The sequence below is a fragment of the Streptomyces sp. NPDC054047 genome (genome assembly GCF_055585065.1).
In genome coordinates this window covers 457,051-471,609 of the sequence record NZ_JBVJKV010000003.1, presented here as the reverse complement: position 1 = coordinate 471,609, position 14,559 = coordinate 457,051, and the positions used below count along the sequence as shown (strand labels likewise).

The 14,559-nt window shown below is 71.7% G+C and carries 13 protein-coding genes; 11 read left to right on the top strand and 2 right to left on the bottom strand.

Annotated features, from left to right (window positions below; genetic code table 11):
• Positions 1-157 precede the first annotated feature (157 nt).
• Entirely contained in the window at positions 158-1,684 is a 1,527-nt protein-coding gene (locus tag ACZ6ZP_RS13845; protein WP_383816705.1) for an MFS transporter, read from the top strand.
• A 15-nt stretch (positions 1,685-1,699) separates the two neighbouring features.
• Complete coding sequence (locus ACZ6ZP_RS13840) at positions 1,700-3,217, top strand: MFS transporter (protein WP_469406842.1); 1,518 nt, start codon at positions 1,700-1,702, stop codon at positions 3,215-3,217.
• An 89-nt stretch (positions 3,218-3,306) separates the two neighbouring features.
• Here the strand turns inward: ACZ6ZP_RS13840 and ACZ6ZP_RS13835 are convergent, their stop codons facing one another.
• Positions 3,307-3,786: a GNAT family N-acetyltransferase gene (locus ACZ6ZP_RS13835; RefSeq protein WP_351157005.1), complete on the bottom strand. Its 480-nt coding sequence runs from the start codon at positions 3,784-3,786 to the stop codon at positions 3,307-3,309.
• Positions 3,787-3,964: 178 nt separating this feature from the next.
• Here ACZ6ZP_RS13835 and hemC point away from each other — a divergent pair, with 178 nt between their 5' ends.
• The gene (gene hemC / locus ACZ6ZP_RS13830; protein ID WP_351157007.1) at positions 3,965-4,900 is read left to right on the top strand and encodes a hydroxymethylbilane synthase; all 936 of its coding nucleotides are present in this window, start codon (positions 3,965-3,967) and stop codon (positions 4,898-4,900) included.
• A 69-nt stretch (positions 4,901-4,969) separates the two neighbouring features.
• Here the strand turns inward: hemC and ACZ6ZP_RS13825 are convergent, their stop codons facing one another.
• Positions 4,970-5,728, bottom strand: coding sequence for a DeoR/GlpR family DNA-binding transcription regulator (locus ACZ6ZP_RS13825; RefSeq protein WP_383816701.1), 759 nt, complete (start codon positions 5,726-5,728; stop codon positions 4,970-4,972).
• 269 nt (positions 5,729-5,997) lie between these two features.
• Here ACZ6ZP_RS13825 and ACZ6ZP_RS13820 point away from each other — a divergent pair, with 269 nt between their 5' ends.
• The 8 genes from ACZ6ZP_RS13820 to ACZ6ZP_RS13785 all read left to right on the top strand — a co-directional run bounded on the left by ACZ6ZP_RS13820 (position 5,998) and on the right by ACZ6ZP_RS13785 (position 14,420).
• Complete coding sequence (locus ACZ6ZP_RS13820) at positions 5,998-6,816, top strand: endo alpha-1,4 polygalactosaminidase (protein WP_383816698.1); 819 nt, start codon at positions 5,998-6,000, stop codon at positions 6,814-6,816.
• Positions 6,817-6,967: 151 nt separating this feature from the next.
• Positions 6,968-8,296: an ABC transporter substrate-binding protein gene (locus ACZ6ZP_RS13815; RefSeq protein WP_383816696.1), complete on the top strand. Its 1,329-nt coding sequence runs from the start codon at positions 6,968-6,970 to the stop codon at positions 8,294-8,296.
• Between the two features lie 19 nt (positions 8,297-8,315).
• Positions 8,316-9,266, top strand: coding sequence for a carbohydrate ABC transporter permease (locus tag ACZ6ZP_RS13810; RefSeq protein ID WP_383816693.1), 951 nt, complete (start codon positions 8,316-8,318; stop codon positions 9,264-9,266).
• Positions 9,266-10,156: a carbohydrate ABC transporter permease gene (locus ACZ6ZP_RS13805; protein WP_361464101.1), complete on the top strand. Its 891-nt coding sequence runs from the start codon at positions 9,266-9,268 to the stop codon at positions 10,154-10,156. Before ACZ6ZP_RS13810 ends, ACZ6ZP_RS13805 begins: the two co-directional genes overlap by 1 nt.
• A gap of 71 nt (positions 10,157-10,227) precedes the next feature.
• Positions 10,228-11,184 carry a carbohydrate kinase family protein gene (locus ACZ6ZP_RS13800; RefSeq protein WP_361464102.1) on the top strand — a complete coding sequence of 319 codons (957 nt, stop codon included), beginning with the start codon at positions 10,228-10,230 and terminating at the stop codon, positions 11,182-11,184.
• On the top strand, positions 11,181-12,491 hold the full coding sequence (gene melA, locus ACZ6ZP_RS13795) for an alpha-glucosidase/alpha-galactosidase (RefSeq protein ID WP_361464104.1): 1,311 nt from the start codon (positions 11,181-11,183) through the stop codon (positions 12,489-12,491). Before ACZ6ZP_RS13800 ends, melA begins: the two co-directional genes overlap by 4 nt.
• 84 nt (positions 12,492-12,575) lie before the next feature.
• Positions 12,576-13,454, top strand: a complete 879-nt coding sequence (locus ACZ6ZP_RS13790) for an SIS domain-containing protein (RefSeq protein WP_366461634.1) — start codon at positions 12,576-12,578, stop codon at positions 13,452-13,454.
• 126 nt (positions 13,455-13,580) lie between these two features.
• Positions 13,581-14,420, top strand: a complete 840-nt coding sequence (locus tag ACZ6ZP_RS13785) for an endo alpha-1,4 polygalactosaminidase (RefSeq protein WP_351157026.1) — start codon at positions 13,581-13,583, stop codon at positions 14,418-14,420.
• Positions 14,421-14,559: the final 139 nt, after the last annotated feature.

Sequence of the window (14,559 nt, the reverse complement as noted above, 5' to 3'; positions counted from 1 at the left end):
CGGAACCGAGCGGATTTCCGAGCGGTCCGCCGGGCGGTGCCTCATGCGTTCCTCCGTGCGGGGCCCGGCCCTGCCGGGCCCCGGTCGCGGGCTCTGACCAGCGCGCCTACGGTGTGACGGGGATGTCTTGAGTGACGGGGGCGTCTGGAGGCCAGCGATGGACCGCTCACCCGCGCCGGAACCCTTCGATGCGGTACAGACCGCAGGATCCTCGGCCTCCGCTCCCCCACATCCGAGCGGTGGCAGCCACGAACACCGCTGGCTGATCCTCGGCATCGTGGGAATCGCCCAGCTGATGGTGGTCCTCGACGCGACGATCGTGAACATCGCGCTGCCATCGGCCCAGCAGGACCTCGGGTTCAGCGACGGCAACCGCCAGTGGATCGTCACCGCGTACGCACTCGCCTTCGGCAGCCTGCTGCTGCTCGGCGGGCGGATCGCCGACCTGGTGGGCCGCAAGCTGGTGTTCCTCGCCGGTCTGGCCGGCTTCGCGCTCGCCTCGGCCCTCGGCGGCGCGGCGACGAGCTTCACCATGCTGGTGGTGGCCCGCGCCCTGCAGGGCGTGTTCGGAGCGCTCCTCGCGCCCGCCGCACTGTCCCTGCTCACCACGACGTTCACGGACCCCAAGGAGCGCGCGAAGGCGTTCGGCATCTACGGCGCCATCGCGGGCGCGGGCGGCGCCGTCGGTCTGCTCCTGGGCGGCGTCCTGACCGAGTACCTGGACTGGCGCTGGTGCCTGTACGTGAACCTGATCTTCGCCGTGCTCGCCATGCTGGGCGGCGCCCGGCTGCTGCACGGCGGCAGGCCCGCCGACCGGCCGAAGCTGGACGTGCCCGGCACCCTGCTGGTCTCCGCGGGTCTGTTCTGCATCGTCTACGGCTTCTCGAACGCCGAGACGCACGCCTGGAGCGACGTCGACACCTGGGGCTTCCTCGTGGTCGGCGCCGTCCTGGTGGCCGCCTTCGCCTGGTGGCAGACGCGCGCCGAGCACCCGCTGCTCCCGCTGCGGGTGGTGCTCGACCGGGACCGCGGCGCCTCGTTCCTCGCGATGTTCATCTCCGGCGCCGGCATGTTCGGTGTCTTCCTGTTCCTGACGTACTACCTCCAGCAGATCCTCGGCTACACCCCGGTCAAGACGGGCCTCGCCTTCCTGCCGATGGTCGCCGTGATGGTGGTCATCTCGGTCGTCACGACCAACTCGCTCGTGCCGCGGTTCGGCGCGAAGCCGATCGTGCCGCTCGGCATGGGGCTCGCGGCTGCCGCGATGGCCTGGCTGACCGCCCTGGACGTGCACAGCGGTTACGCGGCCCACGTACTGCCGCCGCTGCTCGTCGCCGGTCTCGGCCTCGGTCTGGTCTTCGCCCCGGCGATGAGCATGGCGACCGCGGGCGTGGCCGCGCACGACGCGGGTGTGGCATCGGCGATGGTCAACACCAGCCAGCAGGTGGGCGGTTCGATCGGCACGGCCCTGCTCAACTCCCTGGCCACCAGCGCCGCGGCCAACTACCTCGTGGGCAAGCAGCCCACGCCCGAGGTGCAGGCCCAGTCGGCGATGGAGAGTTACTCCACCGCGTACACGTGGTCGGCCGTATTCTTCGCGGTCGGACTGCTCGTTACGGTCGTCCTGTACCGCCGGGGCGCGCCGGTCCACTCCGAGGCGGGCGGCGGCGCGGTGCACATGTAGAGCGGCGGTGGGCAGATGGTTTCGACGGAGGCTTCGGCGACGGACAGCGCCGACGGCGGCGTCGCGCTGAAGTCGGCGCGGGGCCGCTGGGTGCTCGCCTGCGCCGTGCTCGCGTCGGGCATGGCGATGCTGGACGGCACGGTGGTGAACGTCGCCCTGCCCACGCTCGGCCGCGACGTGGACGCCTCGATCGCCTCCCTGCAGTGGGTCGTCAACGCCTACATGCTCACGCTCTCGGCGCTGCTGCTGCTCGGCGGGGCGCTCGGCGACCGCATCGGGCGGCGGCGCACCCTGGTCATCGGCGTCGTGTGGTTCGCCCTCGCCTCCGCCCTGTGCGGGCTCGCGCAGGACGCGGGGATGCTCATCGCGGCGCGGGCGCTCCAGGGCATCGGCGGCGCGCTGCTCACGCCCGGTTCGCTCGCCCTGGTGCGTACGTCGTTCAGACCGCAGGACCAGGCGCGTGCGGTGGGCGCGTGGTCGGGGCTGGGCGGAGTCGCGGGCGCGGTCGGGCCGTTCCTGGGCGGCTGGCTGATCGACGGGCCCGGCTGGCGGTGGATCTTCCTGATCAACATTCCGCTGGCCGCGCTCGTGCTCTTCGCGGTCCGCCACGTGCCGGAGAGCCGGGCCGAAGGCGCCGCGGACAAGCCCTTCGACGTGACGGGGGCCTGCCTGGCGGCGCTGTTCCTCGCGGGCATCAGCTTCGCGCTCATCGGCGCGTCGGGCGACTCGTCGAAGGCGGCGGCGCTCCTGCCGGGGCTCGGCGGGCTCGCGGCGGGCGTCGCCTTCGTCATGGTCGAGCATCGCCGCCGCAACCCGATGCTGCCGCTCTCCCTGTTCCGCTCCCGCCTGTTCAGCGCGGCCAACGTCATGACGCTGTGCCTGTACGCGGCCATCGGCGGGCTCTTGTTCATGCTGCCGGTGCAGTTGCAGACGACCCTTGGCTACGACGCGTTGCAGGCGGGCACGGCGACACTGCCGATCACGGTGATGATGCTGCTGCTCTCGGCCGCGGCGGGCGATCTGTCACGGCGGGTCGGCCCCACCTTGCCGCTGATCGCGGGCCCGTTGATCGCGGCAGCCGGGGCGCTGTTGATGCTGCGGATCGAGCCCGGCGCCGCCTACGTCACGGAGGTGCTGCCCGCGGTCGTGGTGCTGGGCCTGGGGATGAGCGTGTTCGTCGCTCCGCTGACGGCGACGGTCCTCGCCTCGGTGGACGCGGGGCGCGCGGGTCTGGCGAGCGGCGTCAACAACACCGCGGCGCGGGTGGCCCAGATGCTCGTCGTGGCCGCGCTGCCGCTGGCGGTGGGCCTTTCGGGGACGGCGTACGCGGATCCGGACGCGTTGAACACAGCGTTCGGCAAGGCGGCCGTGGGCTGCGCGGGCCTGTTCGTGCTCGCGGCGGCAGCGGCGGCGGTCTTCATCCGCCCGCGTCCGGCCTCCTGGCACGAGGACGCGGGGAACACGCCGCGCTGCAAGTCCCATCTGGGCGTCAGCGCACCGCCGTTGGAGCCGGGCAAGGACTGCGCGGGCTGAGGACGCCGGTCAATTCTCGCCAGAAGCTTCCCGGCAGGAGCTTCCCTCCAGATGCTTCCCGGCAGGAGCTTCTCCTCGGAGGGTTCCCGTCAGACCGCCGCGTCGGGCGCCTCGCGCACGAAGAGGGTGACCGAGACGCTCTCCTCGAAGCCGTTGCGCCGCATCAGCGCGGCCGACGCGGTGTTGCGCGACTCCACGTCGGTCACCACGGCGGTGGCGCCCGCGGCGGTCAGCGTGGCGCAGCAGGCCTGCACCAGATGGCTGGCGACGCCCTGCCCCTGATAGGCGGGGGCGCTGGCGATCCACTCCAGGTTCCCCCAGTCCGTGCGCTGGTCGAAGCCCATCGAGCCGAGGACGAACCCGGCCAGATCCTCACCGTCGAGCGCCACCCAGCAGGAGGACGCGTCGGCGTCCATGTGCCCGGCGATCGCCGAAAGGGACCAGGACGTGTACGGCTTCACCGAGGTGTCGTACAGCTCACGCCCCAGGGCGAGGACGTCGGCCAGATGGGTGGGAGCCATCCGTTCGAGGACGATCGGGGACCGCTGGTGAGCTGCGGCGGCGGACATGGGACCTCCCGGGGTACTGACGCCGGGACCTGCACGGAAGCGGGCACGGCGGCCGACTGCCTCTCACGCTATGAGGGCCGCGGGCCCGGCGCACGCCGGGAACGCGCACCACCGGTCCCCTGGCCGAACCGTGGAGCCCTTTAACAGGCTTGTGTTGCGAGCGCCTATCGTGGTGCGCATGTCCGCTCCTGAGCTGATCCGCATCGTCTCCCGTTCCTCCCCCATGGCACTGGCCCAGGTGGAGCGCGTACGCGCCGAACTCACCGCCCTGCACCCCGGAATCCGCACCGAGGTCGTGCCGGTCACGACCTCCGGGGACCGCTGGATGGGGGACCTCGCCAAGCTCGGCGGCAAGGGCGCGTTCACCAAGGAGGTCGACGCGGCGCTGCTCGCCGGCGAGGCGGACCTCGCGGTGCACTGCGTCAAGGACGTACCGGCGGACCGGCCGCTCCCGGCGGGCACCACGTTCGCCGCGTTCCTCAAGCGGGACGACATCCGTGACGCGCTCATCCACCCCGGCGGTCTCACCCTGGACGAACTGCCCGCGGGCACCCGCATCGGCACGTCGTCGGTGCGCCGCATCGCCCAACTCGCCGCTTCGCACCCGGAGTTGGAGTGCGTGCCGATGCGCGGGAACGCCGGGCGCCGGATGGAGAAGCTGGCCGCGGGCGACGCGGACGCGCTGCTGCTCGCCGTGTCGGGCCTCGAGCGCATCGACCGGATGGACGTGGTCACCGAGGTCCTGTCGGTGGAGACGATGTGCCCGCCGATCGGCGCGGGGATCCTGGCGCTCCAGTGTCGCGAGGACGACACGGAGACCATCGACGCCGTGTCCGGCCTCGGCGACCCCGAGGCCTGGCGGGAGGCCACCGCCGAGCGCATGTTCCTGCACGTCCTTCAGGGCCACTGCAACTCGCCCATCGCCGGGTACGCGCGCTGCGAGCGGGGCGGCGAGCTGTCGCTGCGCGCCCGCGTCTTCACCCCGGACGGCAAGACGGTCCTCAACGCCCACGAGTGGGCGGGGCCGCTCGACCCGGCGACGCTCGGCACGTCCGTGGCGGTGACGCTGCTGCGCCAGGGCGCCCGCGAGCTGATCGACTCCATCGCGCACTGACCGTACGCGGAGGGCTGATGCGTCCCGTACGCCTTCTGCACCTTGTGTGTCTTCTGCGCCTTCTGTGTCTCAGACGACGGTGACCTGCACGCCGACGGCGGCGATGGCGTCGAGTTCGCCCTCGGGCGCGCCTGCGTCGGTGACGAGGGTGTGCACGCCGGCCGTCGGGCAGATCTTGGCGAACGTCGCCCTGCCGATCTTGGAGTGGTCGGCGACCACGACGGTGCGGCCGCTGTGTCCGGCGAAGGCGCGGTCGGTGGCCGCCTCCAACTGGTCGTGCGTGGTGCATCCGTGGGCGGCGCTGATGCCGTCCACGCCGAGGAACGCGATGTCGGTGTGGTGGTCGGCGAGGGTCTTCTCCGCGATGGGGCCCACCAGTTCGTAGCTCTCGCTGCGGGCGGTGCCGCCGATCACGATCAGGGTGACGGTCGGGCGCAGCACGAGGGCGGCCGCGATGTTCACGGCGTTGGTGACGATGGTGACGGGGCCGCGGTCGGCCAGCAGCCGGGCCACTTCCGTGGTGGTGCTGCCGCCGGTGAGGCCGACCACCGCACCGGCGGGGACCAGGCGGGCTGCCGCCTGGGCGATCGCCTGCTTCTGCGGGGAGCGCTGGTCGATCCGGTGCTGGAGCGGCACCTCGATGCTCAGGCCGCCGAGCACCGCGCCGCCGTGGGTGCGCTCGAGCAGCCGCTGGTCGCTCAACTGCCGCAGGTCACGGCGGACGGTGGCCTGCGAGACCCCCAGCAGCCGGGACAACTGCGTGACGTCCGCGCTGCCTTGGGCAGCGACATGCTCAAGTATCCGCGCCTGGCGGTCGCTTCTCAGCACTGGGCGAGCATAGTCCGGGACGGCCGATACGAGCAGGGTCTCGCAGAATCGCTGCGCGTTTCTGCGCGGATACGCCAAGTGCTCCTCAGTCCCTTTCTCTTGACATGACCGAAGCTGCTCGCTTAACTCCCTGGCACGCCGATGCCGAGCACTCGGCGCAGAGGTACGCCCAGCCGGTAGTTGGCCTCGGCCATGAGCCCGGACTAAGTCGCCAGGACCCTTCACGTGTCCGAGGCGGGGACGTGCCCTCGGACATCTGGAGCTCTCAGATGAGCCTCAATCGTGTTCTGCGCAGGGGCATCGCCGCGTCCGCGGCCCTCACGGCCACCGCGGTCACCTGTCTGCTCACCTCCTCCACCGCCTCCGCCGGTGCGGGTGCCGCCGCGCCGCCACCGCCGCATGCCGGGTTCGACTACCAGATCGGCGGCGCGTACACGCCGCCCGCCGGGGTCGAGGTCGTCAGCCGCGACGCGGGCGCCTCCCCCGCGCCCGGCCTGTACAACATCTGCTACCTCAACGCGTTCCAGGCGCAGCCCGGCGCGGAAGGCGACTGGGATCCCGACCTGCTGCTGCGCGACGCGGACGGCGAGGTCGTCTACGACGGCGAGTGGGGCGAGGCCGTCCTGGACATCCGCACCGCCGACAAGCGCGAGCGGATCGCCGCCAAGGTCGGCGGCTGGATCGACGGCTGCGCCGACAAGGGCTTCCAGGCCGTCGAGCCGGACAACTTCGACACCTTCACCCGCTTCCCCGACCTCCTGACGGCCGATCAGGCCACCTCCTACGTCGCGCTGCTCTCCGCGCACGCCCACGAACAGGGCCTGGCCGCCGCGCAGAAGAACACGCCCCAGCTGGCCGGTGCGCGCGAACGGACCGGTCTTGACTTCGCCGTCGCCGAGGAGTGCGGCGTGTACGACGAGTGCGGGGAGTACACCGCCGCGTTCGGCGACGACGTACTGGTCGTCGAGTACACGGCCGACGGTCTGCGCAAGGCCTGCTCGGGGTGGGGCGAGCGGCTGAGCATCGTGCGCCGCGACATCGAGGTGTCGCCCGCGGGCAGCGGCGGCCACGTCCGCCAGACCTGCTGACCCCCTGCCCTTCCGGGCGTCCATGCCGCGCCGATTCCGGGCGCGCGGTTCGCCCGGAATCGGGCTTCCCGCTCCACCTCCCTGCCATGGACGTTCCGTGCCATGGACTCTCCGCGCCGCGGGCGCGGCACCCGATCCCCTGGAGGCAGTGATGACCGCAGGACCCCGAGCGCCGGGAAGCCCGTCGCGGCGCAGTGTGCTGCGTGCGGGCGGCGCGGCGGCGATGGCGGCGGGCGGGGGCGCGCTGGCCGGCTGCGGCACGGGGCCCGCCGACGGGGTCGGCCCCGACGGCCGGGTGACCATCCAGCTGTGGCACGGCCAGACGGACTCCGCGGCGAAGGTCGTCAAGAGCCTGGTCGCCGACTTCCAGCGCGCCCATCCGGACATCCGCGTCGACCTGGGCGGCGGTGTGCTCGCCGACGCCATGCTGCAGAAGGTCACCGCCGCGCTCGCCGCGGGCTCCTACCCCGATGTCGCCTACGTCTTCGGCTCCGACCTGGCCAGCGTCGCCCGCAGCCCCGAGGTGGTCGACCTGACCACGCACGTGCGCGAGGGGCCGACGCCCTGGCGCAACTTCCTGGCGCCGGCCCGGCGGGCCGTCACCGTCAACGGCCGGGTCCGGGCGGTGCCCGCGGTGCTGGACTGTCTCGCCGTGGTCTGCAACAAGACGCTGTTCGCCGAGGCCGGGATCGATCTGCCCGAGGCGGGCTGGACCTGGCAGGAGTTCACCGACACCGCGCGGCGCCTGACCGATGCCTCCCGGGGACGGTTCGGCACCGGCTGGCCCGGCGTCGGCGACGAGGACACCGTGTGGCGGATGTGGCCGCTGGTGTGGGACCTGGGCGGCGACGTGATCGCCGACGACGGGCGCGGCATCGGCTTCGCGCAGGAGGGCGTACGCGCGCTGGAGGTCGTCCGGGATCTGGCGCGCGACAAGAGCGTCTACATCGACCCCAAGCCCGGCAGCGAGCAGATGTACCAGGTCTTCCTGTCCGGGCGGATGGGCATGGTGCCCACCGGCCCCTGGCAGCTGCCGGACATCACCCAGGCGAAGATCGACTACCACGTGGTGCCGCTGCCCAGCTTCAGCCGCCGCCCGGTGACCATCTCGGGGCCCGACACCTGGACGGTCTTCGACAACGGCGAGGCCCGCTCGAAGGCGGCCCGCACGTTCGTGACCTGGCTCAACCAGCCCGGCCAGGACAGCCGGTGGGCGGTGGAGGCGGGCAGCCTTCCGCTCAGCCGCCGCAGCCAGGACCGTCCGGCCTGGCGCGAGCACGCCGAGAGGATGCCCGGCCTCGAGGTGTTCACCGATGCGGTCGCCTCGGCAAGGGTCCGTCCCGTGCACGCCGCCTACCCCCGCATCTCCCAGTCCCTGGGGCAGGCGGTCGTCTCCGTGCTGCTCGGCCGCAAGAGCCCCGCCGACGCGGTGCGCTCGTGCGCCGAGGAGGCCAACGCCGCCCTGCTGATCCCGCGTTGAGGACGTTGAGGACATCGATATGCCGACACTTCCCCGCCCCCTGACCCTGCCGCCGGACCCGTCCGGCCGACGTGCGCTGCGCCGCCGGCGCCACGGTGAGACCGCCACCGCCTGGGCGTTCGTCTCCCCCGCCGTGCTCGTCATCCTCGGCCTGAGCGTCCTGCCGGTCGTGTGGTCGCTGCTGCTGTCCTTCCAGGCCAACGACCTGGTCACGCCCAGCCGCTGGGTGGGCCTCGACAACTACCGGGCACTGTCCCAGGACCCGCACTTCAGCCAGGCCGTGCGCAACACCCTGCTCTACACCTTCCTGTACGTGCCCTTGAGCATCGCCATCGGACTCGCCCTCACCCTGGCGCTGAACCGGCGAATCCGCTTCGTCGGCCTGTACCGCACCTTGTTCTTCGTGCCGTTCGTCATCTCGGCCACCGCCCAGGGCGTGCTGTTCTCGTTCATCCTCGATCCCGACTTCGGGGCGGCCAACTCCGTCCTTCATCACCTGGGGATCTCACCGCAGGGCTTCCTCACCGACTCGTCGCAGGCGCTGTTCGTGCTGGTCGCCATCACCCTGTGGAGCGGCACCGGGCTGTGCACGGTCATCTACCTGGCCGCGCTGCAGGACGTGGATCAGTCGCTGATCGAGGCGGCCCGCCTGGACGGCGCGGGGCGGTGGCAGCTGCTGCGGCACGTGACGCTGCCCGCGCTCTCCCCGGTCAGCGTGTTCCTGCTGCTGTGGCAGACCATCCAGTCCCTTCAGGTCTTCGACCTGGTCTATGTGACCACCAAGGGCGGGCCCCTCGGCTCGACCACGGTGATCGTCTACTTCATCTGGGAGCAGGCCTTCAAGAACTTCACCGCCGGGTACGGCGCCGCGGCCGCCTACGTCCTGGCGCTCGCCCTGTTCGTCGTGGCCGCCGTGCTGCGCGTGGCCCGCGGCCGTGAGCGCACCCTTCGTACGAAAGCAGCCGCCTGATGACCGCGACCACCACCGCGCCCAAGGCCACCGCCCGCCAGGCGTCCGAGCCCGCAGCCCTGCGCCGGCGCCGCTTCCGGCTGCCCTTCAGTGCCTGGCACGTGCTCCTCGCACCGCTGGCGCTGCTCTTCGCGGTGCCGCTGATCTGGCTGCTCCTGAGCTCGGTGATGAGCAACGCGGAAATCAACCGGTTCCCGCCCGCGCTGTGGCCCTCCGGGATCGACCTGGGCGGCTACCGCTATGTCCTGGGCAACGCCATGTTCCCGCGCTGGCTGCTGAACTCGGCGATCGTCTCCGCCGTCGCCGTGACGTCCAACCTCGTCTTCGGCGCCCTCGGCGGCTACGCGTTCGCGCGGATGCGCTTTCGCGGCTCGCGGACACTGCTCGTACTGATGCTGGCGACCATGGCGGTGCCCTTCCAGCTGACGATGATCCCCACCTTCCTGGTGATGAAGAAGCTGGGGCTCATCGACACGCTCGGCGCGCTGATCGTGCCCTCCCTCGTCACGCCGTTCGCGGTGTTCCTGCTGCGGCAGTTCTTCCTCTCCCTGCCCAGGGAGCTGGAGGAGGCCGCCTGGATCGACGGCTGTTCGAGGCTGCGGGTTCTCTACGCGATCGTGCTGCCCCTTGCGCGGCCCGCGCTCGCCACGGTGGCCGTGCTGACGTTCCTCACCACGTGGAACGACCTGACCTGGCCGCTGATCGCGATCAACCACGACACCCAGTACACGCTGCAGTTGGGCCTGACCACCTTCCAGGGGCAGCACCACACCCGCTGGTCCGCGGTGATGGCGGGCAACGTCATCACCGTCCTTCCGGTCCTGCTCGCGTTCCTCGTCGCGCAGAAGGCCTTCATCCGCTCGGTCACCTCCAGCGGCCTGAAGGGCTGACCTTCCCCGGCCCCTCTCCTCGCTCCCCACTCCCCACTCCCCACTCCCCCCGCACGATCCGAAGGAACGCGATGCCTCACTCGTACGACCTGCTCGTCATCGGGGACGCCAACCCCGATGTGATCCTGGGCCCGCTGACCGGCCCCCTCGCCTTCGGCCAGCGCGAACAGCTGGTCGACGCCGGGTCCCTCACCCTCGGCGGCTCGGCCGCGATCATGGCGTGCGGGGCGGCGCGCCTGGGCCTGAAGGTGGCCTTCGCCGGGCGCGTCGGCGACGACGACGCGGGCCGCTACATGCGCGACGCGCTGACCGCCCGCGGGGTCGACACCCGGGCCCTGCGGATGGACGCCTCCCGGCCGACCCCGCTCACCGTCGTGCTCACCCAGGGCGAGGACCGCGCCATCCTCACCTCGCCGGGCACCCTGACCGCCGTCAGCGGCGACGACGTACCCCCCGAACTACTCGCCGACGCGCGGCACGTCCATGCCGCCTCGTACTTCCTCCAGCCCCGCCTCGCCGCCGACCTGCCCAGGCTGCTGCGCACCGCGCGATGGCACGGCGCGAGCACGTCGTTGGACACCCAGGACGACCCGTCGGGGCAGTGGGACCCGGCGGCCATCGACGCCGTCCTCGCCGAGACCGACATCCTGCTGCCCAACGCCCAAGAGGCCCTGCGCCTGGCCGGGCTCTCGTCCGGCACCCCGGAGCTGGCGGCCGAACTCCTGGCCGCCCGCGTCCCGTTGGCGGTCGTCAAGAACGGCGCCGAAGGCGCCCTGTGCCACAACGGCCACACCCTGCTGACCTCACCGGGCCTCGCCATGACCCCGGTCGACACCGTCGGCGCCGGAGACAGCTTCGACGCCGGGTTCATCGCCGCCCTCCTCGACGGGCGGCCCCCGCAGGAGGCGCTGCGGTTCGCCGTGGCCTGCGGGTCCCTGTCCACCCGCGCGCACGGCGGCACCCCCGCCCAGCCCACGCGGGACGAAGTCCTCGCCCACACCACCCCGAGCGGAGCGCACGCCTCATGACCCACCCCAAGATCGCCTTCATCGGTGCCGGCAGCGTCGTCTTCACCCAAGGCCTGCTCGCCGACCTGTTCGCCTTCCCCGAGCTGAAGGGCGCCCACATCGCCCTGCACGACATCGATCCCGAACGGCTGGGCACCGCGCAGGCCGCGGCCGACCACATCGCCGACCACCTCGGCGCGCACGCCACCATCACGAGCCACGCCGACCGTCGCGAGGCCCTGACGGGCGCGGACTTCGTCATCAACATCGTGCAGGTCGGCATGGGCGAGGCCACCCGCACCGACTTCGAGGTCCCCGCCCGCCACGGGGTGCGCCAGACCATCGGCGACACCCTCGGCATCGGCGGCATCTTCCGGGCGCTGCGCACCTTCCCGCTCCTGAAGGCGCTGGGCGAGGACATCGCCGAACTGTGCCCCGACGCCTGGCTCCTGAACTACACCAACCCCATGGCCATGAACATCCAGTACCTCACCGAGGCCACCGGCCTCACGCGAGTGGTGGGCCTGTGCCACTCCGTGTACTGGACCATGCGGGACCTGGCCGAGCTGGTCGGCGTCCCGTACGAGGAGATCACCTACCGGGCGGCGGGCGTCAACCACCAGGCGTGGGTGCTGCGCTTCGAGCACCAGGGCAGCGACCTCTATCCCCGGCTCGACGAACTGATCGCCCAGGACGCGCAGTTGCGGCGCCGGGTCCGCGTCGACATGTACCGGCGGCTCGGCTACTACCCCACCGAGACCAGCGAGCACTCCTCCGAGTACGTCCCGTGGTACCTGCACCACGACAGCGAGATCGAGCGCCTGCGCCTGCCGATCGGCGCCTATCTCGGCATCGTCGACGAGAACGTCGCCGCCTACCACCACACCCGTGATGCCCTGGCGGCCGGCGAACCGCTCGCCGTCGAGGGCACCATGGAGTACGCCCCTCAGATCATCCACAGCATCGTGACCGGCACCCCGCGCACCGTCTACGGCAACGTCCCCAACCACGGCCTGATCGACAACCTCCCTGGCCACGGAGTGGTCGAAGTGCCCTGCCTCGTCGACGCCTCCGGCATCCAGCCCACCCGCGCGGGCTCCCTGCCCCCGCAGCTCGCCGCGCTCAACCGCACCTACCTGAGCATGAACGACCTGGTCGTGCGCGCCGCCATCGAGGATGAGCCGCGCCACATCCGGCACGCGGCGATGACCGACCCGGCCACCGCCGCGGCCCTCACCGTGGAGCAGATCTGGCGGCTGTGTGACGACATGGTCAGCGCGCACGCGGACCGCCTCCAGCCCTCCCTGCGCCGACTGCTGGGTGACTGACCGGCCGGTCGTCGCCGTATCCCTCGTATCCCTTGTATCCGTCGTATCCCCCGGACCATCCCCCGCACAGAGAAAGCACCTTCCATGTCGCTCACACGCCAGGAAATCGACACCCAGCCGCAGTGCTGGGAGTACGCGCTGAAGCAACTGCCGGAATACGCGCAGGCGTTGCCCGCCAAGGGCGAGCGGGTCGTCGTGATCGGCTGCGGTACGTCGCTGTTCATGGCCCAGGCCTATGCCCACCTGCGGGAGGACGCGGGGCACGGCCCCACCGACGCGTTCCCCGCGTCGGCGGCCCGACTGCACCGCCCCTACGACCGCATCCTGGCCCTGACCCGCTCCGGCACCACCACCGAGATTCTCACCGCCCTCGAGGCGGCGCCCACCTCCACGCGGGTCACCACCATCACGGCGGTGCCTCGATCGCCCGCCGCGCACGCCGCCGACGACGTCATCATCCTCGACCACGCCGACGAGCAGTCCGTCGTGCAGACCCGCTACCCGACCACGCAACTGGTGCTGCTGCTGGCCCACTTGGGGCACGGCGTCGATCAGGCCCTGACCGATGTCACCACCGCGCTGAGCGCTCCGCTGGATCCGCCACTCCTCGCGGCGGAGCAGATCACCTTCCTCGGCGACGGCTGGCACGCCGGGCTCGCGCACGAGGCGGCGCTCAAGGTGCGGGAGGCGGCGGCCCACTGGACCGAGTCCTACCCGGTGATGGAGTACCGCCACGGCCCCATCGCGGTGGCCGGTCCCGGGCGGGCCGTGTGGAGCCTGTCCCCGCTGCCCGCCGACCTGGCCGCCCAGATCGAGGCCACCGGCGCCCACCTGCGCCGTCCGGAGCTCGACCCGCTGGCGGAACTGGTGCTCGCCCAGCGTCTCGCCGTGCGGCTCGCCGAGACCGCGGGGCGCGACCCGGACCGCCCGGCCCATCTGACCCGCTCCGTCGTCCTGCCCTGATCGACGCGCTCCGGCCGTCCTACGTAAGATCGACATCGGCACACATTTCAGCACGCTTCAGCATGGTCTTCACCAAGGCCGTGCATATCGCGCCCCACCGGCCGCCGCCCCGAACGAAAGCCCTCCATGCACCGCCTGTACCGCTCGCGCCTCGGCCGCCTCGCCACCTGCGCCGCCGCCCTCCTGCTGGCCGCCGCCTGCACCACCGACGGCGGCAAGGACACCAAGGCCACGGACCGCCCGTCCGTGCGTCCGCCGGAGGCCGACGCCGTCTTCGACTACCAGCTCGGCGGGCCCTACCCGCCCGACGACGCCGTCGAGGCGGTCTCCCGCGACCGCTCCGCCGAGCCGGCCGAGGGCCTGTACAACGTCTGTTACGTCAACGCCTTCCAGACCCAGCCGGGCGACGCCATCACCTGGTGGAAGAAGAACCACCCCGACCTGCTCCTGAAGGACGACGACGGCTCCCTGGTGATCGACACCGACTGGGAGGAGCCGCTCCTGGACATCTCCACGCCGGGCAAGCGCCGGGAACTGATGGACGTCGTCGGGCCGTGGATCGACGGCTGCGCCGACAAGGGCTACGACGCGGTCGAGCCCGACAACCTGGACTCCTACGAGCGTTCCGACGATCTCCTGACGGCCGAACACGCCGCCGCCTTCGCCGAGTTGCTCGCCGAGCGGGCACACAGGCGCGGTCTTGCCATTGCCCAGAAGAACACCACCGACCTGCTTCCGGAGCGCCGCCGCGTCGGGTTCGACTTCGCCGTCGTCGAGGAGTGCGCGGCGTACAAGGAGTGCGGGGACTTCGCCGACGCCTACGACGACAAGGTCTTCGCCGTCGAGTACACCCGCAAGGACTACCGCGCCGCCTGCGACGCCTGGGGCCCCCGCCTGTCCGTCACCCTGCGCGACCGCGACGTCAACCCCAAGGGCACGAAGGGGTACGTCTTCGCGCAGTGCTGAAGGGCGCGGCGCCGAAGGCCCTGACCACTCTCTGCCCGCCTGCTGCCCGTTTCCCCCTTCCCCGCGCCCGAAGGGGGATGCGGCGTGCCCGAGTTGGCTCAACCCCCGTCACAGCCAACGGAATTCGGGATTCCAACCG

Coding starts and splice junctions, on each gene's coding strand:
- ACZ6ZP_RS13800 (WP_361464102.1), top strand. CDS start 10,228: ATGCCTCACTCGTACGACCTGCTCGTCATCGGGGACGCCAACCCCGAT.
- ACZ6ZP_RS13840 (WP_469406842.1), top strand. CDS start 1,700: ATGGTTTCGACGGAGGCTTCGGCGACGGACAGCGCCGACGGCGGCGTC.
- ACZ6ZP_RS13810 (WP_383816693.1), top strand. CDS start 8,316: ATGCCGACACTTCCCCGCCCCCTGACCCTGCCGCCGGACCCGTCCGGC.
- hemC (WP_351157007.1), top strand. CDS start 3,965: ATGTCCGCTCCTGAGCTGATCCGCATCGTCTCCCGTTCCTCCCCCATG.
- melA (WP_361464104.1), top strand. CDS start 11,181: ATGACCCACCCCAAGATCGCCTTCATCGGTGCCGGCAGCGTCGTCTTC.
- ACZ6ZP_RS13790 (WP_366461634.1), top strand. CDS start 12,576: ATGTCGCTCACACGCCAGGAAATCGACACCCAGCCGCAGTGCTGGGAG.
- ACZ6ZP_RS13805 (WP_361464101.1), top strand. CDS start 9,266: ATGACCGCGACCACCACCGCGCCCAAGGCCACCGCCCGCCAGGCGTCC.
- ACZ6ZP_RS13820 (WP_383816698.1), top strand. CDS start 5,998: ATGAGCCTCAATCGTGTTCTGCGCAGGGGCATCGCCGCGTCCGCGGCC.
- ACZ6ZP_RS13785 (WP_351157026.1), top strand. CDS start 13,581: ATGCACCGCCTGTACCGCTCGCGCCTCGGCCGCCTCGCCACCTGCGCC.
- ACZ6ZP_RS13835 (WP_351157005.1), bottom strand. CDS start 3,786: ATGTCCGCCGCCGCAGCTCACCAGCGGTCCCCGATCGTCCTCGAACGG.
- ACZ6ZP_RS13815 (WP_383816696.1), top strand. CDS start 6,968: ATGACCGCAGGACCCCGAGCGCCGGGAAGCCCGTCGCGGCGCAGTGTG.
- ACZ6ZP_RS13845 (WP_383816705.1), top strand. CDS start 158: ATGGACCGCTCACCCGCGCCGGAACCCTTCGATGCGGTACAGACCGCA.